This window comes from Streptomyces sp. NRRL WC-3742, from assembly GCF_000720635.1.
GTDB lineage: Bacteria > Actinomycetota > Actinomycetes > Streptomycetales > Streptomycetaceae > Kitasatospora.
This window is the reverse complement of the sequence record NZ_JOCF01000003.1, coordinates 215,835-238,330: the sequence shown is the minus strand read 5'-3', so window position 1 is coordinate 238,330 and position 22,496 is coordinate 215,835. Positions and strand designations below refer to the sequence as shown.

Annotated in this window: 21 protein-coding genes and 1 pseudogene; 6 read left to right on the top strand and 16 right to left on the bottom strand. The window is 72.0% G+C overall.

The features are described 5' to 3' along the window. Positions 1-37 precede the first annotated feature (37 nt). Complete coding sequence (locus IH61_RS42465) at positions 38-1,201, bottom strand: hypothetical protein (RefSeq protein ID WP_051836175.1); 1,164 nt, start codon at positions 1,199-1,201, stop codon at positions 38-40. A 98-nt stretch (positions 1,202-1,299) separates the two neighbouring features. Continuing rightward, complete coding sequence (locus IH61_RS0103400; RefSeq protein WP_051836174.1) at positions 1,300-2,043, bottom strand: hypothetical protein; 744 nt, start codon at positions 2,041-2,043, stop codon at positions 1,300-1,302. 474 nt (positions 2,044-2,517) lie between these two features. Here IH61_RS0103400 and IH61_RS0103395 point away from each other — a divergent pair, with 474 nt between their 5' ends. After that, the gene (locus tag IH61_RS0103395) at positions 2,518-3,372 is read left to right on the top strand and encodes a hypothetical protein (RefSeq protein WP_031064620.1); all 855 of its coding nucleotides are present in this window, start codon (positions 2,518-2,520) and stop codon (positions 3,370-3,372) included. 17 nt (positions 3,373-3,389) lie between these two features. On the opposite strand, the gene IH61_RS40310 is transcribed toward IH61_RS0103395, so the two are convergent. After that, a complete protein-coding gene (locus IH61_RS40310) occupies positions 3,390-4,115 on the bottom strand; it encodes a VOC family protein (RefSeq protein ID WP_107057024.1) in 726 nt (241 codons plus the stop codon). Positions 4,116-4,207: 92 nt separating this feature from the next. After that, complete coding sequence (locus IH61_RS0103385; protein ID WP_031064616.1) at positions 4,208-4,516, bottom strand: hypothetical protein; 309 nt, start codon at positions 4,514-4,516, stop codon at positions 4,208-4,210. A 127-nt stretch (positions 4,517-4,643) separates the two neighbouring features. On the opposite strand from IH61_RS0103385, the gene IH61_RS0103380 reads away from it, so the two are divergent. After that, a complete protein-coding gene (locus IH61_RS0103380) occupies positions 4,644-5,201 on the top strand; it encodes a TetR/AcrR family transcriptional regulator (RefSeq protein ID WP_199823258.1) in 558 nt (185 codons plus the stop codon). A gap of 93 nt (positions 5,202-5,294) precedes the next feature. Here IH61_RS0103380 and IH61_RS0103375 read toward each other — a convergent pair whose 3' ends face one another. Together IH61_RS0103375 and IH61_RS0103370 are read right to left on the bottom strand one after the other, a co-directional pair. After that, positions 5,295-6,473 (bottom strand): serine hydrolase domain-containing protein, encoded by a 1,179-nt coding sequence (locus tag IH61_RS0103375; RefSeq protein WP_031064607.1) that lies wholly within the window; start codon positions 6,471-6,473, stop codon positions 5,295-5,297. Positions 6,474-6,678: 205 nt separating this feature from the next. Then, entirely contained in the window at positions 6,679-7,173 is a 495-nt protein-coding gene (locus tag IH61_RS0103370; protein WP_031064605.1) for an LGFP repeat-containing protein, read from the bottom strand. A 258-nt stretch (positions 7,174-7,431) separates the two neighbouring features. Between IH61_RS0103370 and IH61_RS50135 the strand changes: the two are divergent. After that, positions 7,432-7,632 (top strand): annotated as a pseudogene (locus IH61_RS50135) (DUF1326 domain-containing protein); the annotation flags it as partial. A gap of 35 nt (positions 7,633-7,667) precedes the next feature. Here the strand turns inward: IH61_RS50135 and IH61_RS44120 are convergent. The 7 genes from IH61_RS44120 to IH61_RS0103330 form a co-directional block, all read right to left on the bottom strand. Further along, a complete protein-coding gene (locus IH61_RS44120) occupies positions 7,668-8,486 on the bottom strand; it encodes a beta family protein (protein WP_324607578.1) in 819 nt (272 codons plus the stop codon). A 529-nt stretch (positions 8,487-9,015) separates the two neighbouring features. Further along, positions 9,016-10,251 carry an arylsulfotransferase family protein gene (locus tag IH61_RS0103355; protein ID WP_031064599.1) on the bottom strand — a complete coding sequence of 412 codons (1,236 nt, stop codon included), beginning with the start codon at positions 10,249-10,251 and terminating at the stop codon, positions 9,016-9,018. Between the two features lie 690 nt (positions 10,252-10,941). Beyond that, positions 10,942-11,475 carry a GrpB family protein gene (locus IH61_RS0103350; RefSeq protein ID WP_037971483.1) on the bottom strand — a complete coding sequence of 178 codons (534 nt, stop codon included), beginning with the start codon at positions 11,473-11,475 and terminating at the stop codon, positions 10,942-10,944. Positions 11,476-11,561: 86 nt separating this feature from the next. After that, positions 11,562-13,025: a GMC family oxidoreductase gene (locus tag IH61_RS0103345; RefSeq protein ID WP_031064595.1), complete on the bottom strand. Its 1,464-nt coding sequence runs from the start codon at positions 13,023-13,025 to the stop codon at positions 11,562-11,564. After that, positions 13,022-13,462, bottom strand: a complete 441-nt coding sequence (locus tag IH61_RS0103340; protein ID WP_031064592.1) for a hypothetical protein — start codon at positions 13,460-13,462, stop codon at positions 13,022-13,024. Before IH61_RS0103340 ends, IH61_RS0103345 begins: the two co-directional genes overlap by 4 nt. Beyond that, positions 13,459-14,877: an aspartate aminotransferase family protein gene (locus IH61_RS0103335; protein WP_031064589.1), complete on the bottom strand. Its 1,419-nt coding sequence runs from the start codon at positions 14,875-14,877 to the stop codon at positions 13,459-13,461. Before IH61_RS0103335 ends, IH61_RS0103340 begins: the two co-directional genes overlap by 4 nt. Next, positions 14,874-16,286, bottom strand: a complete 1,413-nt coding sequence (locus IH61_RS0103330) for an NAD(P)/FAD-dependent oxidoreductase (protein ID WP_051836173.1) — start codon at positions 16,284-16,286, stop codon at positions 14,874-14,876. Before IH61_RS0103330 ends, IH61_RS0103335 begins: the two co-directional genes overlap by 4 nt. 307 nt (positions 16,287-16,593) lie before the next feature. Here IH61_RS0103330 and IH61_RS0103325 point away from each other — a divergent pair, with 307 nt between their 5' ends. Next, positions 16,594-17,484 (top strand): LLM class flavin-dependent oxidoreductase, encoded by an 891-nt coding sequence (locus IH61_RS0103325; RefSeq protein ID WP_037971480.1) that lies wholly within the window; start codon positions 16,594-16,596, stop codon positions 17,482-17,484. Between the two features lie 60 nt (positions 17,485-17,544). Here IH61_RS0103325 and IH61_RS0103320 read toward each other — a convergent pair whose 3' ends face one another. Together IH61_RS0103320 and IH61_RS0103315 are read right to left on the bottom strand one after the other, a co-directional pair. Beyond that, positions 17,545-18,105: a hypothetical protein gene (locus IH61_RS0103320; RefSeq protein WP_420713822.1), complete on the bottom strand. Its 561-nt coding sequence runs from the start codon at positions 18,103-18,105 to the stop codon at positions 17,545-17,547. Positions 18,106-18,279: 174 nt separating this feature from the next. Then, the gene (locus IH61_RS0103315; RefSeq protein WP_031064579.1) at positions 18,280-19,134 is read right to left on the bottom strand and encodes a helix-turn-helix domain-containing protein; all 855 of its coding nucleotides are present in this window, start codon (positions 19,132-19,134) and stop codon (positions 18,280-18,282) included. 318 nt (positions 19,135-19,452) lie between these two features. Here IH61_RS0103315 and IH61_RS0103310 point away from each other — a divergent pair, with 318 nt between their 5' ends. Continuing rightward, on the top strand, positions 19,453-19,779 hold the full coding sequence (locus IH61_RS0103310) for a hypothetical protein (RefSeq protein WP_031064577.1): 327 nt from the start codon (positions 19,453-19,455) through the stop codon (positions 19,777-19,779). A gap of 17 nt (positions 19,780-19,796) precedes the next feature. On the opposite strand, the gene IH61_RS48090 is transcribed toward IH61_RS0103310, so the two are convergent. After that, a complete protein-coding gene (locus IH61_RS48090; RefSeq protein WP_420713821.1) occupies positions 19,797-21,500 on the bottom strand; it encodes a DUF4157 domain-containing protein in 1,704 nt (567 codons plus the stop codon). Positions 21,501-21,666: 166 nt separating this feature from the next. On the opposite strand from IH61_RS48090, the gene IH61_RS0103300 reads away from it, so the two are divergent. After that, positions 21,667-22,464: a DUF1963 domain-containing protein gene (locus IH61_RS0103300; RefSeq protein WP_031064572.1), complete on the top strand. Its 798-nt coding sequence runs from the start codon at positions 21,667-21,669 to the stop codon at positions 22,462-22,464. Positions 22,465-22,496 lie beyond the last annotated feature (32 nt).

Here is a 22,496-nt window from a genome sequence, read left to right as displayed (position 1 = left end):
CCGGGGGTACGGCCCAGTTACCAGGGGTACGGCCTAGTTACCTGGGCTGGCCCCAGTCGAGGACGACGAGGCCGCCGTCGTCGTTGCGCAGGTGGAACTGGCCCGTCGAGGGGCGCCAGATGCCGATGTTGTCGGGGCCCGCACCGTCGAAGTTCGCGGAGACCGGGATGTCACCCGCCTGGCCCCAGTCGACGATGTGCAGGCTGCCGTCATCGAAGCGCAGGTGGAACTGACCGGTCGAGGGGCGGAAGACGCCCACGTTGCCCGCCGGACCGCCGTCCCAGTTCCCGGAGACCGGGATGTCGCCCGCCTGGCCCCAGTCGACGATGTGGAGGCTGCCGTCGTTGAAACGCAGGTGGAACTGGCCGGTCGAGGGCCGCCAGATACCGACGTTGGTGGCCGCGCCGCCGTCCCAGTTGCCCGCGACAGGGATGTCACCGGCCTCGCCCCAGTTGATGACCGCGAGACTGCCGTCGTCGTTGCGCAGGTGGAACTGACCCGTCGAGTCGAAGCGCAGGTGGAACTGGCCCGTCGAGGGACGGAAGACACCCACGTTCCCGGCCGGACCGCCGTCCCAGTTCCCCGCCACCGGCTGGTCACCGGAGGCGCTGGAGAGGAGCGCGTTGGCGATCGTCTCGCCGTCGGAAGCCTGGGGCTGGTAGCGGTAGGGGAAGCCGGACCTCTGGACGGCCTGGCAGACCTCGCCGATCGGCCTGGTCTGCCAGTCGCGCACGGTGAGCAGCTCGTTGAGGAAGGCGTTCGTCGACCAGGTCGGGTCCATCCGCTGGTTGAAGGTGCCCCAGCTGTCGCGCTGTTGGAAGAGGCCGACGCTGTCGAGGTCCCCGCCGGGGATGTTGCTCAGGTCGCTCTCGACGATGGCCGTGGTGACCGCGAGGACGGCGGCCCGCTGGGGCAGACCGCGGGACTGCACGGTGTTGACGATCGCCCGGGCGCAGGAGATCCGGTAGGCGGTGAGGGAGTTGCGCTCGTTTCCGGTCAGTACGGGGTTGAGCTGCGCGGCGATGGCACCGTCGCTGCCGCTGATCGGTCCGCAGGAGTAGTTGGCGGCGAGGGGTTTCATGACCGGGCCGGTGGCGGGGATCCCCTCGGCACGGGCGGCCGGCGCGGCGGTGAGGACGGCGGCGGCGAGAGCGGTGGCGACGGCGAGGGTGGTGAGATGGGGGTGCGCGATGCGGTTCACGATGTCGGTGTCCCTGGTTCCGTTCGGCTGTCGGTCGTTGACGGATGGTCCGGTGATCCTTCCGGGCGTGGCGGTCCGCCACGCCCCCGGGAGACGGGTCACCGGGGCTGGCCCCAGTCGAAGCGCAGGTGGAACTGGCCCGTCGAGGGACGGAAGACACCCACGTTCCCGGCCGGACCGCCGTCCCAGTTCCCCGCCACCGGCTGGTCACCGGAGTCGTCGACGATGCCGTTGTTGCGGACCGGCTTGAAGGTGCCGTAGCCCGAGAAGTAGGGGTAGGGGATGGTCCGGTGGTGGACACCGCTGCCGGTGAACTCGTAGGCGTCGTAGGAGGAGTGAGAGGAGTCCGCCCAGCCCGCGAAGAGGGCGATGTGCCCGGAGGAGCCCGCCGCGTCGTTGAGCAGGGCGTCGCCCGGCTTCAGGTCCTCCTTGCCGATCCAGGAAGCGACACCGTTCGGGACGAAGCTGGTGGTGTCCAGTCCTCCCATGTACGTGGAGAGCTTCCAGGCCATCGAGGCGTAGCCGGAGCAGTCCTTGCGATAACCCTGGTAGGTCTGCCCGGTGTGGGTGTACTCAAGGCCCAGGCCGACCCACGAGGCGGCGCGGTTGATCACCTCGCTGCGGGAGATCTGGGGGCCGGCGGCCAGCAGGGCGGGCGCGGCGGACGGGCCGGCGCCGCCCTGGCCGGCGCCGCCCTTGTCGTTGTCGACGACGACGGCGGCCGCGGACGGTGACGCGGAGGAGTCGGCGGCGAAGGCCGGGGCGGCGGCGAGGATGCCGGCGACCAGGCATGAAGCGGCCGTGACGGCCAGGGCTCGGGAGAGGACGTGCGTGTTCGACATAAAGGGTGCCCCCCTTGGGCGATGGATGGGTGAATGGCCGCCAGCCGCGTGTTCGACAGGCGGCCCGTGACCTGCGTTCGGCGTTGCCGTCCGGCCCCCAGTACCGATTCGGACGGCCGGTCACGGGTCCCGATCATTCACTCAGCACACAAAGGGAGTCAATGTTTAGTGAAAATGATCAACGCGGAGCGTGGCCTGATCCATCGCTGCCAACTCGCCTAGTTTTGCCGACTTTTCCGTACATGGAAGCGGAAGCCGCAGCTGACCGGCTGGTCCGCTGCGGCTTCCTTATGGCTGAAACATCTTCAGTTTGTAGCTAGTGGACGCAGAACTCGTTGCCCTCGGCAGCAGCGCGCCGGGCTCGGGTGCGAGGCCGGAGCCGGCCAGTTCCGGGATTCGCCGACGAGTTGGGACCGGCGGCGGTAGCCTCTCGCGGACAGAGCGGGGGCTACTCGGGCACCGAGGAGGACGTACGTGGTCGCGGTCATCTCATCCGCCTCGCCCTCCGGTGCGGGCCTGCGCTTCGATCCGGTCCTCGCCGATCGCGTCATCGAGGCGGTTCTGCTGGCGGGGCTGCCCGTCGCCTTCGGCGGTCACGGCCCCGGCGTCCAACTGCGGCCGGCCGAGCCCCTGGACGACCGCGACCGGTGTGCCGGTCTGATCGCCCTTCACTGGGAGCCGTCGGCGCGCCTGGCCTCCGCAGCCGCCATGGAGCAGCCGCAGCAGCCCGCTTTCCGGGCGCGCCAGGTCGTGTCCGCCAGCATGGTCAACGCACTGGGCGAGTTCCTTCCGGCCCTGGGCATCACCGTGGAGCGCAGCAAGCCGGGTTGGGAGACCCGGGTGCACGGCACCAGCGGCCCAGGCCCGGCGGCCAACTCGAGGGCGCTCCCCCGCAGTTCGCCCGGACGGATACCGCCCGGCCTCGAGTTCAGCCCCGGCCTCGTCACCTCCCTCCGGCGCAGCGCCGCGCTCGCCGCCCTACCGGTCGCCGCCCTGCCCGGGGAGCCCGGCATCACGCTCGGCCCGTGCTCGTCGGCCGATCTCGAGGACAGTCTCGAGGGCGGCCTCGAACACGGCCTCGAGGACGACAGGATCACCGTCGCCAGCGTTGGCTGGAATCCGTCCCGTCGGCTGTCCGCCCTCGCGGACAGCGACACTCCGACCGCCGCGTCGGCGGTGAAGTCCCGTACGGCCGTCCGGAACGCGATGCTCCACGCCCTCGGAGCGGTCCTCGGCGCCTGCGGAACGAGCGCCCTCTGGCACCGGCGCCGGCAGCCCTACCAACTGCGCGTCACGGGCGCGAGCGGTCAACCGCCGATCCGGTACTGACAGGCGCCGACCGGGCCCTACTGCGGGTGCCGGGTGAGGCCGAACAGGGCGCCGGTGGGATCGCGCAGGACCACGTCCCCGCCGGAGTCGTCCCGGCGGACCTCGGTCGCACCGAGGCGCCGGGCCAGCGCGGCGTCGTCCTCTGGACCGGCGCTGGCGAAGCCGACGAGCCAGAGGGCTCGCTGCGCCGTCGGGCTCCCCGGTCGCGGGCCGGTGGTGGCAAGGGTGTTGTCCGGCAGCCGGAACCCGGTGTGCGCGGGATCGGGGTTCCAGTGCAGGGCCGGTCGGTAGAAGGCGGCGGCCCGCTCGGGTCGGTCGGTGAGAAGGCTGAGGCCGGCGAAGGTGCCCGGTTCGTGGGTCAGTTCCATGCCGGTGTGGGTGCCGGGTTGCCAGAGTGAGAGCGGTGCGCCCACGGGGTCGAGGGTGACGGCGGCGTGGCCGAGCGTCCCGACCCTGGTGGGTTCCACGACGATCCGGGCTCCCAGGCGCGCGAAGCGGGTGACGGCGGCCCGGATGTCCGCCACGGTGACGTTGATCGTCCAGTAGGGCGCACCGGGGTCCTCGGCGGGCCCCAGGGCGGCGACGAGTCGTCCGCGCAGGGTGCAGAGCCGGTAGCCGTCGGCGTCCGGCGGGTGGACGGTCCAACCGAACAGCGCGGTGTAGAACGCCGCCGTCGCCTCCATGTCGGGGGTGCCGAGGTCGATCCAGCACACACTGTTCTCGGGGTACCGCGTGGTGTTCATCGCGATGACTTTCCGTCGGGCCGCCTCGCCCCAGGCCCAGGGCTCAGGGCTCAGGGCACGGGGCGAGGCGGCGTCCGGGGCCGGAGCGACCGTCAGCCGTAGTAGGGCGAGTTCAGGTCGACGCTGGCGTCCTTGACGACCTCGCCGTCGAACAGCCGGGTCGTGGCCGGGCAGCCGGCCCGGCGGGCTTCCTCGGCGAAGGGGCCCTGGGCGAAGGCCAGGGCGTTCTCGGCGCTGTCGAACTCGTAGAAGCCGCCGATGGTGTGGGTGCCGATCCCGGACAGCCAGGTCTTGCGGATGAGTCCCGGTGCGGTCTTCAAGGCCGCGTTGACCTGCTGCCAGTCGAATTGTTCGAACGGTACTGCCGCCTGGATCTCGGTGTAGAGAAACGTCTTGCCCATCACGAACCTCCGGTTCGGGGCCTGTCCGGCCCGCGCTACTAGTACGTGCGTCCTAGTGCCATGAGCATGGACTAGGATGGCCGTACTAGTCAAGGGGGTTGCGATGGCCGCAGACACGAGGAACCGCATGATCGACGCAGCGATCGGACTGCTGCAGCGCCACGGCCTGGCCGCGATGACCTTCAGCGACGTCCTGGCCGAGAGCGGTGCCGCGCGCGGGGCGATCTACCACCACTTCCCGGACGGCAAGCAGCAACTCGCGCTCGAAGCCGCTCGCCGCCACGGTGAGGACGTCCGCGGCCACCTGCACGCGCTACCGGCACAGACGCCGCGCGAGGTCGTCGAGGCGTTCCTCGGGAACGTCCGCCCCGTCGTGGAGGCGTCCGCCGGAGGCGGCGGCTGCGCGATCGCGGCGGTCACCGTCGACGGCGGTGCGGCCATCGCGGACCAGGGCGGCCTGTGCGCCGTGGCGGCCGAGGCGTTCAACGGGTGGGAGGGCGAGCTGGCCGGAAAGCTCACCCACGCGGGAATGGACCCGTCCCGGGCCGCCGATCTGGCGACCCTCATGATCACCACGCTCGAAGGCGCCCACATCCTCTGTCGCGCCGCGGGCAGTGTCGCCCCCTTCGACAGGGCCGCCGCGGCGCTGCTCTCGGCACTCCCGGGCCCCGGACTCCGCTCATGAGCGTCAGACTCCGCTCACGAGCGTCACGAGCGTCACGAGCGTCACGAGCGCAGGCCGAGGGACCGGGCGGACGACCACGGCGGCCGGGCCCCGTCAGCGACAGAGGGCCGCGTCCAGCGCGTCCGCCATGTCCTGCGCGCCCTTGGCGTCCGGGACGGCGGTGACGGCGATCGAGGCGGCACGGCCGTCGTCGGTGACGCCGCCTCGGGAGCGGTAGCCGGGGGCGGTCCCGCCGTGGCCCCAGGCCAGGCCGCCGCAGGACAGCGGCCTGCTCTGGATGCCCAGGCCGTAGCGGATCCCCGGACCCAGGAGTTCGGCGGGGACGGTGGTGCGCATCTCGGCGAGCTGGGCCGGGGGCAGGAGGCGGCCGTCGAGGACCGCGGTGAAGAAGGTGTTGAGGTCGGTGTTGGTCGAGACGATCGCCCCCGTCGCCCAGGCCATCGAGGCATCCATGTCGGTGAAGTCGACCCGAGGAGAGTCCGGGGTGCGCCGGTAGTAGCCGTGGGGGTGGGCCTCGTGGACGGTGGTGTCGCCCGAGGCGGGGAAGTAGGTGTGGCGCAGGCCGACGCGGTCGATGACGCGCTTGGTGATCTCCTCGCCGACGGGCCGGCCGGTGACCTTCTGGATGATCAGTCCGGCCAGCAGGAAGTTGGTGTTGCTGTACATCCAGCCGGTCCCCGGCGCGAAGAGGGCCTTCTGGACGAGGGCGCGGTCGAGGAGTTCGCGCGGCTCGAAGTAGCGGTACTGCACGGCGGTGAAGTCCGCGAACGCGGGGTCGTCCATGTAGTCGGGCAGTCCGCTGGTGTGCTGGAGGAGTTGGCGGACGGTGACGGTGCGTCCGTCGATGCCGTCGCCGCGCACGAGACCGGGCAGGTAGGTGTCCACGGCGGCGTCGAGGCCGATCCTTCCTTCGGCGACGAGCTGGAGGACGACGACGGCCGTGAAGGTCTTGGTGTTGCTCCCGGCGCGTATCTGGCCGTCCTTGGGTACGCGGGCGCCGGTGGCGAGGTCGCCGACACCGGCGGTGTAGGTGCGGGTACGGCCGTCGCGCGTCCTGACACTGGCGAGGGCGGCGGGCAGGCCGTCGTCCCTGACGAGGGCGTCGAGGCCGGCCTGGACGTGGTCGGTCCGAGGGGCCCCGAAGGCGGCGCCGGGTGCCAGGACTCCGGCCGTCAGGGCGGCGGTGGCCAGGGCGATGACGACGGCCGTCCCGTGCCGGCGGACGGACGGGCGACGGCTGGAGGTGAGGCTGGGTGATGCGTGCTCCCGCACGGGTCAACTCCTCTGCTGGGTACTGCCGGTGACTTCCGGCGGACTCCAGCAGACCATCCGGGACCAGGGGAATTCCTCCTCGTCCGGGACGAGACCGAGCACGGGACCGGGCTCCGGGGACGGCGGGAGCCGGGACCGTGACCCTGGTCGATGATGGGAGCCGGGTGCCGGCGACCGGCATCGGGCCGGGCCGGCGGCACTTGGCTCAGAAGTCGTTCGCCACGCGCACGCCGCCGGACGGCGTCCACTCGAGGGTGCCGTTCTGGAAGGTGCTGGACCGGTGGTCGGACGGTCCGCGCTCGTCCGTGGTCGGGTAGCCCAACGGTCCGCGCTCCCAACCGTGTTGTGACCAGTACTCGCGGATGGCCCCGTGCACCTCGTGCGCGTCGGTGTTCGGGGTCCAGTAGATCGACCCGTTCTCGAAGTGGTTGAAGCGCCCGACGCCGTCAGGCGTGCCGGTCTCGTCCGTCACCGGGTAACCGAGGAAGCCCTCGGGGCCACCGAGCTGCGCGTAGTGCACCCGGATCGCCCCGTGCACCTCGCACGCGCCGGTCTGGGGCGACCACTCGATCGTTCCGTTCTGGAAGTCGCGGGAGCGCCCCCGTCCGTCGGGGTTGGGCATCTCGTCGCTACCGCCGCCGGCGTCCACCGGAGAGCCGATCCACTGGATCGTCTGCCACTTGTCGTCGATGGGAGACATCGTCCACCTCTGATCCTGCTCAGGCCCGCGTCATTGCGCCTCGTTGCGCCGTTGGTGTGAACCGCCGATATCGCCGCCGGGCGCGGAGGCCCTCGATCCCCCTGTCCGCGCCGTGTTCGCAGAGCCCTCCAAACACCTTCCATCGCAGCACACGCCACCGGGTTCGGCAACCGCGGCACCACCCCTTACCAGCGGCTTCGCGCCCAACGCATCGGCTTCCCCGCATCGGTTCGACGGGTCCGGCCGAATTCACGAAAGGTGGCCGGCCGTGCCGGAATATCCACCTGCGGTGTGCTGGGCGGCCCGATGGATGGGCTCGGCCCGCCGGTCGGCGAGATGCTCGGGCTGGAGGTCGTCCGGATCGAGTACGTCGATGACGGCCGGCGCCACCGGGTGCGGATCGGCGACGCGATCGACATGGAGGTCCAGGGCGGACCGGGAACGGAGCCCGGAACCGTCACCGTCAGGACCTGCCCCCGTCAGGGCCTGCGCCGTCAGGGCCTGCCCCGTTCCACGATGGACCGGATCACGGCGGCGAGGTGGTGGGAGGTCTCCCAGGCGCGCCGCTGGCTCGGACCGCCGGGGCCGGCCGCGAGGCCGAACGCGCGAAGCCGGATTTCACCGTCGCCCCAGGACAGGTCTCTGTCGCTGTCGCTCCAGATGTCGGCCTGGGTGAGCCGGCGGCACAGCCGAAGCGTGTCCACGCCTGCCGCGCCGACGGCTCGGAGGACGTGCCAGTGGCGACCACTGGTGTAGCACAGGTTGGCCGGTGCGGCTCGTACCCGGGCGGGGGCGGGCGGGTCGGAGTGGGTGACGCCGTGGTCGCCGAAGTCGGGCGGTCGGCCTCCGGCCCGTCGGGCGACGTGCTCCCACAGGTCCAGGTCGTAACGGCGAAGCGCGGTCAGGACGTTGGGGGTGATCCGGCGCAGGGTCGGAGGGAAGGCCCCACCCCCGAGGGTGATGTGCCGCCAGGGCAGCGCACGCGCCCAGGCCAGGACCTCGAGTGCCCTCGGGGCGAGGACGGTGACCGTGCGGGTGTCGGGAAGGTGGCCGGCGTCGAGGAGCAGGTCGGTGCTCTCCGGTTGGAGGGCGACCGCGCCGAGGGCGCCGAGCACGTCCTGCGTCAAGTCCCGCGGGGTCGGGGGCAGGTGGCGCAGGTCGACGCGCAGGCATCCGCCTGCGCCGTGCGCGAGTTGGGTCTGGCGGATCTCGTCGAAGGATCCGGGAGGGTCGGTGGTGCGAAAGGCAGGGATGAGCGTGAGGAGCCACTGCTCGAAGGCTTCGCTGCCGGTCGGCTGCGGGGCAGCGCCGATGGTGATCAGCTGTGGCTCGGCCGGGGTCCACCGCGCGGTACCGGCCCTGCATGGCGATCGGTCTGCGCCCGTCCGTCGAGCAGCCCTTCTGGACGGACGGACCCGGAATCGACTTCCCGCTGGACGGCTGTCACGTCTGGCGGTGCCGCCGGGCGGGCATATGACCTACATCCGGCGAACGGCCCGGCTGCGACTCCCCCACGAAGCGCAACCGGGCCAGACCGGCGACCGGGCCTGGGCGTGACTCCCCCCACGGAGTAACGGCCGGGCCCGTTTACCGCTCAACCGGCGACACGCAGCGTACATGTCATCTCTACCCAGCGCTACCTCTCGCCCGCCGTCGGTCGTCCGTGCGGCGTGGGCGGGTGGCCGGATCACGTTGCTGCGCCCCACCCGCCGTACGGCACCCGGCACTTGGAGCTTCGCGCCATGGGCGCGGTCGCAGGACCCGCCAGGGCGGTTTCGCTGCCGATGGCGGCACGGAGGAGGATGGGCGGCGGGGTCGCCCATCCTCCGCCCTGGGGACCGGCTACTTCCAGTCGAACCGGTAGGCGCGGTAACTGTTCACCCCTTCGGGGAAGCGGGCGTTGAACAACAGCTCGCCGGAGCGGCTGAACTCGGAGACGTAGGGCTGCGATCCCCAGCCGACGACGAGGTCGCCGTTGCGCAGCGTCTGGGCGTTGCCCTGCGAGGAGGCGCTGAGGTCGTCGGGCTGATCGACGGAGTCCACCAGGGTCGCCTCGTGCGTCCTGAAGTCCAGACGCACGGTGACCACCCGGCTGTACGGGAGTTGGGAGACCACCCCGGTCCCGGTGTTCGCCCTGCCTGCGGCCTCGTTGTCGAAGATGCGGTAGAGGCCGTTCCCGAGCGGCTGCGGGTCGTGCTGCCAGGCGAAGATCTTTCCGGCGTCGTTCAGGACCTGGCCCGGTGCGGCGGTCAGCTTGAACGAGCCGGCCTTGCCGCCGAGTTGCCAGAGGATCTCGCCGGTGTGCTGCGACACCTCGTAGGCGGTCCAGGTGTTGCGCGCGTCGACGAGCAACTTCCCCTTGCCGTCCGGCTTGACCGAGTTGATGTGGAACCAGTCCCACGGCGTGCTCGCCGAGGCGGGCAGCGGCTGCTCGCTCTGCGCGTACGGCACGTGGTCGGCGCTGTTCCACTCGAACAGGACCTTGCCCGTGCGGATGTCGACCTCCTGCACGATCCCGTTGATCACCTTCTGGTTCGCCGGGCCGCCGATGGAGGTGAGGTCGGCGGTGGCTTCGGCGTAGGCGAGGATGAGCGCGGTGTTGCGGGGCGTGATCAGGAACTCGTGGCCGTCGGCGGAGTAGCCGTTCCCGGCCCTGACCTCGGCGATCTTCCGGTACTGGTCGTCGTAGACGTAGTTGACGCCCTTGGCGAGCCCGCCGAGGCCCGTGCCCTGCCACCAGGTCAGCACGGGCCTGCCCCGGTAGGTCTGCTTCCGGAAATCGGCGGCCTCCTGGCCGGCCGGAACCGCGTGCGACCAGACGACCTTCCTGCCGTCGGGGCTGAGGATCTCGACGCCGCCGGCGTACTGGCCGGCGACCGAGTTCGGCGAGACGAAGATGTCCCCGCCGCCCGCCCCCGGCTCGTCGGTCAGGACGGTCAGCGGCGGAAGCGACGGCGACGGCGGCAGCGGCGGGCCGCCAGGGGCCGCCGCCGATGCGGCGCCCGTCGGCAGCGTGGCGGCGAGGGCGGCGATGACCGTGGCGGTCAGCACTCGAAGGGTCAGGATGCTCTTTCGCATGGCGATCCTCACATGGGATCCGAAGCGGATCAGGACTGTTGGCGGATGGGCCGGGCGCAGGAAGGACGCGGCGAGGGGGACGTCAACCACCGCTGCTCCAGGGCGGGTTGGAGCCACCTACGAACGCCGGGCGCTCGGGCAGATCGGGTCGTCGAGGGCGGCACTGCGGATACGGCCGACTCCCGGCACGCGCGGACGCGTCGTGGACCGCCGGGCCGGTCAGGCGGAGTGAGGCTCTCGGAAGGTGGAGGCTCTCAGCAGGCGCGACAGACAGCGGAACAGACTCGCAGGAGGTCGATGTGACCGCGAGTCGTCAGGGCAATGGGGCGTTGCTGCATGCCGTGGAAGCTAGCCGGGCCCCGCCGTCGGCGTCAACAAGTTCCCGTCTCGCGTACGGCGGTGTTCACGCAGGAGATCCCGACGAGATCCCGACGCAACGAGGGGCAACGTTCGCGCCTCGCCTGGTCGGGGCGCGGGCGACGGTGGGGCGGGTCACGCCGTACAGCTCGGCGAGCGCCGCCCCGGCGTTCGCGCAGCGCGGACCCGCGCCGGGCTACCCAAGGATCAGCCAACTCTGCGGTCCAGTCGCCGAGATGTGCGCGATCAAGGCCGCAGAAGGCAGGATGGGACAGGACCGCACGGGCCCGGTGATGCGTCACAACATCACCCAGCCGTGCGGTCCGCCGTACGTCACGATTCGCCGGCGGCCCGAGCGGCGTAGCCCTTCGCGATCAGTTCCTCCACCAGAGTGCTCTTCGCCGCCGAGTAGGCCGTCCTGCCCTCACTGTCGGCAGGGAACTGCTGCGCCAGGGCGACCTTCAACACGCTGTAGCGCTGGACTTCATCGGGCTGCTGACGCAGGTAGTCACGGAGCAGGACGTGATCAAGGTGGGGCTTTGAGCCTGCGACGACGCCGTACAGGTGATGTTCAGGAGCCACCGGAGGGGCTTGGAATGCCTCCCGCCCCCGAATCCCCAGATCGCCTTCGCGTTGGTAGCCCTGCCCGACGAGTCGGGAAATCAACTCGGGCATGACGGCCTCCTCGGACACCACGATGTCGAGGTCGATGATCGGTTTGGCGGCGCACCCGGGCACGGCCGTACTGCCGACGTGCTCGATGGACACGGCCAGATCCGCGACGTGGGGTGCCAGTCGCTGCCGCAGGTGCTCGAACTGCTCGGGCCATCGGGGGTCGTAGTCGCTGACCACGATCGTGCGCGTCACCTCGGCAGTCTCCCAGGGTGTCGCGGCCCACCGAACCAACTGGGGAACCTGGCTACCGCGCACCAAGTCGTTGGTGATCGCCCCGCTCAGGTGCCGGTGGGCCGGTCGAGGTGGCGGGATGTCAGGAGGTGGGAGAAGCCCATGATGGTCTCCTGTGGGCTGATGCCGGTGGCGCCGGGGAGGACGCTCGCGTCGCAGAGGTGGAGGTTGGTGAAGCCGTGGGGGCGGCCCTGGGTGTCGCAGACTCCGCCGTGGGTGGGTGGGCCCATGCGGCAGGAGGCCATGGCGTGGACGGAGATCAGGTCCCAGGTCTCGGGGCGGCTGTGGAGGGCGAAGTCGGCTGCCTGTGCGGCCGTGGTCAGGCGGGCGGGTGCGGGTGGGAGGAGTTCGACGGCGCCGGCGGCGAGGAGGAGGTCGGCGGTGTGCCGGAAGGCGGTGCCGAGGAGGTCGCGGTCGGTGTCGGTCAGGCGGTGGCGCAGGAGTGCGCCGAGGCCGGGTACTGCCAGGAGCCGTGCGGTGCCCTGGACGCTCACCTGGGTGGTGTAGACCGCGATGCGGTCCAGTTGGGCCAGCGTCCGGTCGACGGTTCCGGCGGGGTGGGCGGCCAGTGCGGCGGCGAGCGAGCCCGGGGTGAGGTTTCCTGGCATCACCCGCACGCCCCGGTCGGCGAACTCCTGCAGTTGGGCGGTGAAGATGGTGCCCTCGGTGGCGCGGACGGGCTCGCTGAAGCGCGCTACCGTACGGAAGTTGACGTGGAACGCGATGGCGCGGCCCGGGCCCCGGCCGCCGATGGCGCTGCGTCGTAGCAGCAGTGGGCTGCCGATGGGGCCTGCCGCCAGGAAGACGGTCTGCGGGAGGTAGCGCAGTCGTCGGCCGTGGCGCAGGGCGTGCACGGCCGTGACCCGGGTGCCGTCGTGTTCGAGCCGGACGACCCGGGTGTCGGGCTCGATGACCGCGGCGAGCCGTTCGGCGGCGGGCAGGTAGGTCACCAGCATGCTCTGCTTGGCGCCGGTGGGGCAGCCGGTGACGCAGCGGTTGGCGTGCCGGCAGCCCCGCACCGCCCGGCGGGCCGGTGCCCAGCGCCAGCCGAGTCGGTCGGCGGCCTGGGCGAGCAGGACCGAGTCGCGGTTTCCCCGGCCGGGCGGTTGGTCGAGGACGCCGAGGCGCCGTTCGGCCTCGGCCAGGTGGTGGGCGAGGTGGTGGGCCCGGAAGCCGTCGACGCCGGCGGACGCCCAGGAGTCCAGCAGGCGTTCGGGAGGGCGCCAGAACAGCCCTCCGTTGACCACGGTGGTTCCGCCGACGCAACGGCCCTCCCCGAAGGGGATGGTGGGCGCGCCGTGGATGGGGACCAGACCGCCCTGGCGGTAGAGCAGGCGCAGGTTCTCCGCCGGGGAGGCTCGGGTGATCCGCTCCTGCGGGACGAGCGGGCCCTCCTCCAGGACGCGGACCTCTCGGCCCGCTCCGGCGAGTTCCAGGGCCGCGGTGCTGCCTCCGGCTCCCGAGCCGATCACCAGGGCGTCGCAGTGGATGGTGTGGGAGGGTCCGGTCATCGGAGCTCCTGACGCGGCGCGCCGGAGGGTCCGTCCAGGGGTCCGTCCAGGGCGCCGTGCAGGGGTCCGTCCAGGGCACCGTGCAGGGCCAGTGCGAGGCTCACCCTGAGCAGTTCGGCGAAGCCGGGCACCGTGGACAGCCGGTCGGCGACCCGTCGCGTACGGGCCCGGTCCGAGGTGCCCCGGAGCGGGCCCGTCGGGTCGGCGAGGACGACGGCGACCGGGAGCACCCGCATCAGCAGGGCGAACACCAGGCGGTACGGCGCCGGTAGCGCGGCCAGGGTGGCGGCCGTGTGGCGGACGGCGGCGGCCTGGCGGGACGGTTCGCCCAGGGCCGTGCAGCGGCCCGCCCAGAGCGCTGGGAGCCCCGCGGAGCGTACGCGCCGTTCCCAGGCCCGTGGACGGCGGTGCTCCTCGGCGGGTGGACGGGCCCTCATGCGGTGGCCTTCTCCTTGACCAGGCCCGCCAGGAGTCGGGGCATGCCCTTGGCCAGCACCGCGTCCAGGGCCTCCAGGAAGACGTCGATGTCGGCGTCCTCGGCCACCAGCGGAGGCGCGGCGATCAGGGGCAGGTCCTGGTTGGAGCCGTAGTAGGTGAGCACCCCGTGGTCGCGGTAGAGGGCGGCGACCACGGCGGCGGTGGCGAGCTTGGCCCCGGCCTGCGGGTCGCGGGCGAAGGAGGACGGCAGCAGGTGCAGCGCGCGCTCGAGGGCGGCCGGGCCGTGGCGCAGGACGACGCCCTGGAGGGCGCCGGTGCCGCGCACCTCCGTGATCAGGTGCGGGTGGCCGGCGGCGAGGGCGGTGAGGCCGCGGTGCAGCCGCTCGCCGAGGTGGCGGGCTCTGGCGGGGTAGTCGTCCTCGACGGCGATCGCCACGGCCTCCAGCGCGGTGACCGTCTCCTCGCCGAATCCGTAATAGGTGGTGCTGTGCAGGGTGGCGTCGGGGAGCGAGTCGTAGGCCCTGCGGAAGACGGGCTCCCTGGCCACGTAGCCGGAGATGGACGCCTTGCCGCCGCCGAAGGACTTGGAGGTGGTCACCACGTCCGGGACGAGGCCGGGGTGGCGCATGAAGTGGAAGAGCGAACCGGTCCTGCCCCAGGAGGTGTAGACCTCGTCGAAGATCAGGACGATGTCGTGCCGGGTGCACAGCCGGCGCGCCTCGCGCAGGAACTCCTCCGAGCACTCGCGGAGGCTGGAGGCGCTGAAGGGTTCCAGGACCAGCGCGTAGACGTCGCTCCCGCCCTCGGGCGTGCTGTGCCGCTCCAGGGCCAGCTCCAGGGAGGCGAGGTCGTCGAAGGCGAAACCGTCCGTACCGGGGATCCGCGGGAAGGTGAAGTGCACCTCCGGCGAGGCGGTCAGGCTTCCGGCGCCGAGGAGCTTGCCGTGGAAGGCGATGTCGGAGTGCAGGACGGTGCCGCGATGGCCGCGGTGGTACTTGTAGGCCATCTTGAGGGCGCCCTCGACGGCCTCCGCGCCCGAGTTGGGGAAGTAGCTGACATCGAGGTCCCCGGGCAGCAGCTGGGCCAGGTTGTGCCCGAGCGCGGCGACGTACGGCGAGAAGTAGTTCTTGTGCACCTCCATGCGCCGCAGCTCCTGGAAGCGCCGGCGGGCGGCCAGGATGCGGGGGTGGTTGTGGCCGTGGTTCAGCACGCCGATCCCGCCGGTGAAGTCCAGGACCCGGCGCCCGTCGCGCAGGGTGATCCAGCAGCCCGAGGCGCTGTCCACGGCGTCGCGGCCGAATCCGAAGGCGGAGAGCAGCGTCACCTGGCTCCGGCTGACGTGGCGGCGGTAGAGCTCGTGCACCCGCTCGATGGGCATCCGCTCGCAATCCTCGGTGCTGATCAGGGAGTTCATGGCGTCCACTCCTCGGGGGCGGCGCTGCGGGCGGCCACGCATCGGGCGGTCCGTATCCGGTCGGCGATCAAGCGGCCGACGTGCCGTCCCTGCCGTACGGCGTAGTTGGTGCCCCGGTCCTGGGGGTAGACCTGGGCCATGCTCGCCAGGTAGAGCCCCGGCACGTCGGTCTCCATCGCCGGGATGCGGTCGGAGTAGTGCGGGGTGATGACCGGCTGGGCGTGGTCGGCCCGCCAGACGTGGTGGGCCCGGACCCAGTCGCGCCGGAACTGCGGGAACATCCGGCTCAGGTGCGGAAGGCTGGCGTGGAACACCGCCTCGTCGTCCATCCGGTACAGCTCGGCGCCGGTCGGGAGGTAGGCGGACAGGTAGACCAGGTGACGCCCGGCGTAGGCGTCGGAATCCTCCAGGTTGGTGTGCTCGATGACGCCGACGAAGGGGAACGACGGGTCGGTGACGTTGAGCCAGTAGGTGTCCGACAGGGACCGGTCGGTCTGCAGCACCAGGCACAGATTGGCGAGGTAGGGGATCTCGGACAGGCGCCGCCGCACGGCGGGCACGTCCGGATGGGGCGGTGGTCCGGCGCGGGCGGGGGTGAGGAGGCCGGCGAGCAGGTCCGGTGCCGTGGTGGCCAGCACGCGCCGTACGGGCAGTACTCCGCCGTCGGTGCGGACCCCGCACACCCCGCGGGCGTCGGTCAGCACCTGCCGCACCGGGGTGCCCGTGCAGATCCGGACCCCCAGCTCGGAGAGGCGCGAGACCCACGCGTCCAGCAGGGCGGCGCAGCCACCGCGCAGGTAGTAGAGGACCTCGCGGCCGCTGTGCGACCGGCTGCCGCCGCGCAGGTGGAGCTTGGTCCACATCCAGGTGGCGCCGACCTCGGTCGCGTACTGGCCGAACTTGCCCTCCAGCAGCGGGCGCCAGACCGTCTCGTAGACCTGCGGCCCGCTCAGCTCCAGCAGCCACTCCCGGGCCGTGAGGTCCTCCAGGTCCCGCCAGTGCTTCACCTGGTGGGCGCGCACCGCGGACCAGCCCAGCCGGACCCGGTCGGGCAGCGGGAGGGGCGCGAAGCGCAGCACGTCCCACGGGCTCGACAACCGGTACACCGAGTTCGCGTAGTAGACGCCCGTCCGGGTCCGATGCGGCTCGAGCAGGTGGGAGCAGCCGAGTTCCGCGCACAGCGCCCGGACCTCCAGATCGGAGGAGAACCAGTGGTGGTAGAAGCGTTCGAGCCGGGCTCCCCCGACCTCGAACGACCCTGCCAGGCCGCCGACGTACGGCTCGCGCTCCAGCACCCGGCAGGGCACCCCGGCCAGGGCCAGCTCATGGGCGGCGGCCAGACCGGTGAACCCGCCGCCGATCACCAGGACCTCGTCGCCGGGCTCCGGGGGTGCGCTGTTCTCGGACATCGCTGCTCCCCTCGATTCCTCCGGTGCGCTGTCGCGTCCGGAGGCGATGGGTACGGGAGGTACTACGGAAGGTGTGGAAGGAGCGGGGGGCGCACCGTCCCGCCGAGGGGGACACCGCCCCATGGGGAGCTCACAGGGGACCGCCGCAGGCGATTCAGGCTCCCAGAGGACCGTAGCACCGGGCCCGGCACCCGGCCTGCGGAGAGTGCTTCGGGTTGCTCCGGCCGTCGCGCGGCCGACATCATCGAGGAGGGCGATGCCGTACGAGAAGGCCCTGCGGGGACGTCATGCAGGAAGGCGACAGCCGATGGACGCCACGCCACAGCAGCCGCTGCGCTACGCCGTCGGACTGCCCAACCGGCGCGAGTACGCGGATCCCCGCCTGCTCCGCGAACTGGGAGTGCTGGCGGAGCGGTCCGGCTGGGACGGCTTCTTCCTCTGGGACGGCCAGGTCGCGGAGCACCCGGGCGAGCACCTCACCGACTCGTGGACCACCCTCGCCGCGATCGCCGCCGACACCGAGCGCCTGCGGCTCGGCGTCATGGTGAACGTGCTCGCCCTCAAGCGCCCGGCCGAAGTCGCCCGCGCCACCGTCGCGTTGGACCTTCTCAGCGGCGGACGGCTGGTCTTCGGCGCCGGACTCGGCTCCTCCGCCGCCGAGTTCCAGGCGCTGGGCGAGGATCCGGACCCACGGGTGCGGGCGGAGAAGCTGGACGAGGCGCTCCAGGTCCTCGACGGGCTGTGGACCGGCCGCCCGTTCACCTTCCACGGCCGCTGGTTCACGGTCAAGGACCTCACCTTCCAGCCGGTGAGCCCGCAGCGGCCGCGCATCCCGGTGTGGATCGCGGGTACCTGGCCCTCGCGACGCCCGATGCGGCGGGCCGCGCACTGGGACGGCGTCTTCCCCACCCGGGCGGGGGTGGGCCACACCCAGATGATGCCTCCTGTCGACCTGGCCGCCGTGGTCGCGTACGTCCGCGCCCAACAGGCCGTCCGCAACGGGTCGTTCGACGTCGTCATGGAGGGCCGGACGTCCGGGCTCCGGCAGGACGCCGACGCGACGGTCGTCACCCCGTACCGGGCGGCGGGGCTCACCTGGTGGGTGGAGAAGCTGGGCTGGTTCCGGGGCCCGGTCGACCTCGTCCGCGCCCGGATCGGCGCCGGTCCCCCGCGCCCTCTTCCCGTCGGAACCGCGTGAGCCCGCCCCGCCGGAGGCGATCCGGCGGGGCGGGCTCACGCGTTCGCGGAGGCTACCTGGCTACAGGCCCAGGCGGCTGAGCGCCGTCGTCCAGTCGCTCGCGATGGCGCTGCGGGCGGCGGACAGGGTGACGCGGCCACCGCAGACCGCGTTCTTCAGCTTGGTCTCGACGGAGTCCTTGCTCGTAGCGGTCTGGGTGCCGTAGCGCGGCTCGGGCCACAGGTTGTTGGGGTCGCGCGGGGCGCCGCCGAGCTCCAGCGGGACGAGGTGGTCCTCCTCGTAGTCCGCGGTGTTGGTGTCCGAGTAGCCGTACTGGGCGATCTGCTGCACCTTGAGGGCGTTGGTGTAGCTCGTCGGCGGGCGCACGGTGGCCGTCCAGCCGGAGACGCAGATGGTCGAGCTGATGGTCGACTGCGTGACGTCCGGGTTGTACGCGCCCGGGGTACACGTCGGGTCGGGCAGCGGGAGGTACGCCTGCGAGCAACTGGCGCTGAGCGTCGTGGCCTTGACGGGGGAAGCCTTGGCCGGGGTGGCCTGCGCGGTGCCTCCGGCGAGCCCGGCGAGGGCCAGGCCGAGGACGGTCGCCGAGGCGACGACGGTGAAACGCTGACGGTTCATCATGGTAGCGGGCTCTCCTGGGCCGGCCCGACCGGGACGCCGGGCGAATGGACCCCATCTCACCACCGGGCGGGCGGCCGGCGTCAGACCCCGGACGGTGAACGATGTGTGACAACGTGTAAATGTCAGCAGGCAGCAATCTCCACCCCGTCACGCCCGAGCCGGCGGATGCTCGCACTACAGGCCGATGACCGTGCCGGGCGGATGGTCGCGGCTGGCGGTGAGGAGGCTCTCGCCGACGGCGGTGAGTTGGTGGAGGACGGCTCTGCCCTTGCGGACGGTGGTGATCAGGCCGGCCTCGCGCAGGACTTGGGCGTGGCGGGAGGCGACGGGGCTGGTGGTGCCCAGGTGTTGGGCGAGGCCGGAGGTGGAGGTAGGCACGCGCAGGGCCCGTAGGGCGGCCGCCCTGCCGGCGCCGAGGAGGGTGGCAAGCGGGTCGCGTGCCTGCCGGCGCTCGGTCGTGCCGAGGCGGGCCGGGTAGACGAGTACGCGGCAGCCGGCCGGTGTCACGGATGCGTGGGTCCTCAGGTGCCCGAAGGCGCAGGGCATCAGGACGAGTTCGCTCGGGATGCCCGCGTTCGGCCGGGTGTCGCGGTCGACGGAGGTCAACAGGGCGAGCGGGCCGAAGTCCTCCTCCAACTGCGTGCGGTAGGCCAGGTCGTGGTGGAGGTGGTGGGCGATGCGCGGCCGCCAGTGGTCGGCCATGGTCGCGCGGAAGGTGTCGGCGATTCCGTCGACGATGCTGCGCAGCGCGCGGTCCTCGTCGTTGCGCAGGGCCTTCACCAGGCGGCTGGCCCAGTCGCAGTGGGGTGAGTGGTCAGGGCAGGTGGGTCCGCAGTCGGCGGCGAGGCGGGCGCCGAGGAAGTGGGGCGGGGCTTCGCGCAGGCGCTCCAGTTCGTGGCTCAGGGACGGTGTCCCGGCCCTGCTGAGGGTCGTCAGCGGCACGAAGACCGCGCGGTCGGGCTGGGCGCGGTTGACCAGGGCGGTGACGCGGCGCCCGGTGGTGTCCAGCTGCCCCTGGACGTCTGCCACCAGCGCTGTCGCAGGGGGGAGCGGCGGCTGCAGGGGCCGTCGTGCAGTGCGTGGATGAACTGGGCCAGCGGCGACACGACGAACGTCGGAGCCCCGGGATCGTCGGCCGCACGGTCGGGCACGGGCATGCGTTTCCCCTTCAAGCGTCCTTGTGGGGGCGGTCGTTCCTCAGTAGCACGGGGCCCGACCGGTGTCGACCCCTTACGCCGGCGGCCGGACGGCGCCGGGCGCCCGGTTCGGCCGGCGGCATCCGGGCGCAGCCGCCGCCCGCCGGGCTACCATCCGATCGGAACGTCACCTATCCAAGGGGGAACAGTCATGACCGAGTCACTGCCCGCGACCGCCGTCGTCCGCGCCTCGCGCGCCACCTTCGACCCGAGCCGGTTCGCCGAGGTCGACGCCATGAACACCAAGACCTCGGAGTACCTGGCCCCCGCCGTCCGGCAACTGCCGGGGCTCCTCCACTTCTACGCGGGCGTCTCGCCGGACGGCTCGATGCTGCAGGTCAGCATCTGGGACTCGGAGGAGCACTCGGCGCAGCTGAACCACCTCAAGGAGATGGTCGTCGTCGCGCGCGGGGAGATGGAGTCGGTCGGCGTGACGTTCACCCCGGTGGTCACCTACCCCGTCAGCTGGACCATCTGACCCGGTGCACCGCCGGGCTACAGGTCCTGGTGGTAGGCACGCTCCAGGTCGGTGATGAAGTGGTCGAAGGAGCTGGCAGCGAAGTCGGTCCAGGCGCCGATCTCGAGGATCGGGACGCGGCGCAGCTCGACCAGGATCTGCTTGCGGTCGCCGGTTGCGGGGCCGCCTTCCTGGGCGGGGGCGCCGATGTCTACCGGGTCCAGCATGCTGGCCCAGACCGGGTCCTTGCCGCTCATGATGTCCGTGACGATCTTGCGGGCGATCCGCATGGACTGCTCGTCCTCCTCCAGCTCTCCGCCGAGCTCGTCGCCCAGGTCGGTGAGCAGGCTCACCACGGCTGCCGCGTTGACCCCGGCGCCGATCACGCCGTCGTCCGCCAGGCTCTGCCAGAGGTGGCCCATGTGGGTCTTGAGCAGGACGGGCTGGTCCTTGGGGAGCTTGGTCTTGTACATCGTCTGGTGGACGACGGCCGCGGCGATGGCCTGGAGCATGCCCTGCACGCTTCCAAGCTTCTCGCCGGACGGGTCGGGCGCCATCCTGAACGCCTCGGCGAGGCGGGCGGGGTCGAGTGCCCGGATCTTCGCGGCCACCTCCCCGTTGACGGCGATCTCGTTCTTGGTCCTGGAGGACCGCCAGAACTTCTCGTTGGCGCCGTAGAGTTCGTCGAAATGCTCGTCGTCGCCGGCGGCCCGCTGGTACAGCGCGGGCAGGGAGTCCAGCGGCACGTCGGGGTTGACCTGCGGCTGGCCCTTGGTGTCGGGGCTGTGGACGGTCACGTACACGTCGCCGATCTCGAACGCCGGGGACGAGTCGGGATCGTTCCCCAGATCACGCGTGGCCACCGCGCACAGCTGTCGTGCCACCTTGGAGATCTCCTTCATGGCCGCGGCCAGCTCTTCGCCGCTGCTGAAGGGCTTGGTGACGAACTCCAGGTTCTCGCCGTCCTGGACGACGTACCAGAGGCCGCTGTCCGCGCCGTAGTGGCTGACCGCGACCTCGTACACCTCGGCGTCCGAGTCGGACTCCGTTTCCGACCCCCCGGACGTCTTGACGGTGACCTCGCTGTCCAACTGCTGGAACTCGAAGCCGATCCTGGCCGGAGTCGCGGCCCGCTGGACGAATCCCTCGGCGGCGGCACCGTGGCCCTGGCCGTCCTCGAGCGTTTCCGCCGCGCGCTGCACCGGCGCCGGGCCGGCCATCACCCTGGTCGCGTTGGCCTCGGCGGCGCGCTCGAAGGTGTCGCCGGGGTCGCTGACGCGCAGGCCGGAGCCGTTGTCCGCGCCGGCCACGGGGCCCTGGCGCTGCTGGATGACGTGGGTCAGCTCGTGGGCGAGGGTGTGCTTGTCCGCTCCCCCGGCGCCGATGACCACGTGACTGCCACTGGTGTAGGCGCGGGCGCCGACCTCCGCGGCGGAGCGCTGGGCCGTGGTGTCGTCGTGGATGCGGACGTCCCCGAAGTCCGCGCCCAGCCGGGCCTCCATCTCGGTGCGGGTGGCGGAGTCCAGGGGCCGGCCGGCGGAGCGCAGCACGTCGGGGACGGCGGAACGCTGCACGTCCGGCGGGAGGTGCCCCGCCTGGCGGAGCCTCTGCACGACCGCCGCGTTGCCGATCATGCGCTGCAGGGCGAGCAGCGACAGCGGGGCGGCCGACTCGGTGGAGTGGCGCGTCGGACGGTCGGGGGCCTCGCGGTCGGATGCCTTGTCGGGAACGTTGCTGCGCACGGGAGGCTGACCCTTCGTCGGGGAGGCAGGCGACCACTCCTGCATACCGCCGTCGTGGCCCCGACGTGAAGGGCTATTCGCGCACATCTCGCCCACGCCGGGGCACTCCTGAGGGGACAGCCGGGCAGGGCCGGTGCCGGGGCGGTCAAGCTGGCACACTCTGCCTATGAAGTTCGACGAGGAAGCCCTCATGCACCGGACCTGTGCGGAGCGACTCGGCCCGGAACCCGGACGGCAGTTCGCGGCGATGGCGCGTCGCGGCTTCCAGCTGGTCGCGGCCACCGCGGAGGCGCCCGCCGCGGGCCGGTCACGGCTCGGCGGGCCCGCGCTCCTCGAGCCGGGCACCCCTTGGCCGACGCTCGAAGGCGTCCCGCTGTCCCTGCACGCCGTGCTCGACACCGATGCGCTCGCCGGGTGGCTCGGCAACCAACTGCCGGTGCGCCCGGGCCTGCTGAACTTCTTCCACCTCGATCCCGACCTGCCGTACGAGCAGTACCGCGAGCTGGACCCGGCCGGCACCGACGCGTGGCGGGTGATCCCCGCCGATCCCTCCCGGGCGGTCACGACGGCCGCCCCCGCGCCCGCCCGCCGCTACCCGGCCCGCCCGGTGCACGCGGCCGCGGTGACGATGCTCCCGGACTGCTGGGACGTCCAGGACGACGACCTCGCCTACGACAGGGACCGGTACTGGGGCGCGGCCGGGCTCGTTCTCGAGCAGATGCACGACCACGACGGGAACACGGCCGGCGGCCACGTCGCCTTCGGCTGGCCCGACACCTCGTACACCCTGCCCGTGACCTCCCGCGACGAGGAGGGCCCCGCTGTCCACCTGCTCCAGCTCGCCGAGGACGCCGAGCTCGGATGGGGCTGGGGCGACGCCGGGACGCTGTACTTCACCATCCCCGCCGGCGCGCTCGCGGCCGGCGACTTCAGCAGGGCCGAAGCGGCCAGCCTCTGCTGCTGAACCCGGGGGGACGTCGCAGCCCGCTTCTCCTC